This is a genomic window from Mesorhizobium sp. M2A.F.Ca.ET.037.01.1.1, from assembly GCF_003998075.1.
Taxonomy (GTDB): domain Bacteria; phylum Pseudomonadota; class Alphaproteobacteria; order Rhizobiales; family Rhizobiaceae; genus Mesorhizobium.
Map to the genome: position 1 here is coordinate 1 of NZ_RZSA01001332.1, position 1,421 is coordinate 1,421.

At 65.8% G+C, this 1,421-nt stretch carries 1 pseudogene; it reads left to right on the forward strand.

Annotation, left to right across the window (positions count from 1 at the left end):
• Positions 1-1,146, forward strand: a pseudogene (locus tag EOA27_RS36450) (hypothetical protein); the annotation flags it as partial.
• Between the last annotated feature and the right edge of the window lie 275 nt (positions 1,147-1,421).

Sequence of the window (1,421 nt, forward strand, 5' to 3'; positions counted from 1 at the left end):
CCGGAAAAGCAGGACGGCACGCCGATCAACGAGCTGTCACTGATCGCTTTCCCGACGCGCGAGCTGTTCGTCGAGAAGATCAAGGATTTCGACCTGATCATCTTCGACCGCTACCAGCACCGCGACGTGCTGCCGATCCTCTATTACGACTACATCTCCGAATATGTCGAAAAGGGCGGCGCGCTGCTGATTGCGGCCGGGCCCGAATATGCGGGCGAGAACTCCATCGCCCGCACCCCGCTTAATGCCGCGCTGCCGGCCATGCCGACGGGCGAAGTGGTGGACAAGGCCTTCTATCCGCGCCTGACCGATCTGGGCCAGCGCCACCCGGTGACGCGCGGGCTCGACGGCTCGGCAAGCGAGCCGCCGCATTGGAGCCGCTGGTTCCGCACCATCGGCGTCAAGAATCCGGAAGGCGAAGTGGTGATGAAGGGCGCCGACGACCGGCCCCTGCTCCTGCTCGACCGCAAGGGCGAAGGCCGGGTGGGCATGCTCTTGTCGGACCAAGGCTGGCTGTGGGCGCGTGGCTTCGAGGGCGGCGGCCCGCATGTGCAGCTTTATCGCCGTATCGCCCACTGGCTGATGAAGGAGCCGGAGCTGGAAGAGGAACGGCTGACGGCCGACGGCCACGGCATGATGCTGGAGATCCGCCGCCAGTCGATGATCGACGATCCGGGCCCCGCCCAGGTGATCACGCCCTCCGGCAAGACGATGACGGTGAAGCTCGAGAAAGCCGAGCCCGGCATCTTCACCGGCAGCCTGCGAACCAGCGAGATCGGACTCTACCAGATCGGCAATGGCGATCTCACCGCGCTCGCCCATGTCGGTCCGGTCAACGCGCCGGAATTCCAGGACGTGGTCTCGACAGAGGACAGGCTCAAGGCGCCGGCCGAAGCGACGGGCGGCAGCGTGCGGCGGCTGGCGCCGTCATCCACGCTCGCCAATCTCGCCGGCGGCGTGGCCCTGCCGTCGATCGTGCCGATCCGCTCTTCGGCGGCGGCTTCGGGTGACGATTGGATAGGCCTGCGCACCACCGACGACAGCACGCTCAAGGCCGTATCACGCGTGCCGCTGTTCGGCGGCTTTCTCGGCCTCGGCCTCTTGCTGCTCGCCATCGGCTCGATGTGGTATCGCGAAGGGCGGTAGCTCTTCCTTCGCCCCGTTCACGGGGAGAAGGTGCCCGAAGGGCGGATGAGGGGCGGCGCCAACGTTTGCAATTAGAGATCGGCGCTTGCCTTACCCCTCACCCTGCGCGGCCGGCAAGCCGGCCTCGCTGTCCCTCTCCCCGTAAACGGCAGGGCTGTCCGGGGAAAGGTTCGGGTGAATCGAAATGCCGCATGTGCATGCCCCGTAAGACGGGGATTTTCCGTCTACCTTCTGGTTGTCGAGACTCAGAAAGGGAACGGGGCATGCGCTTTACG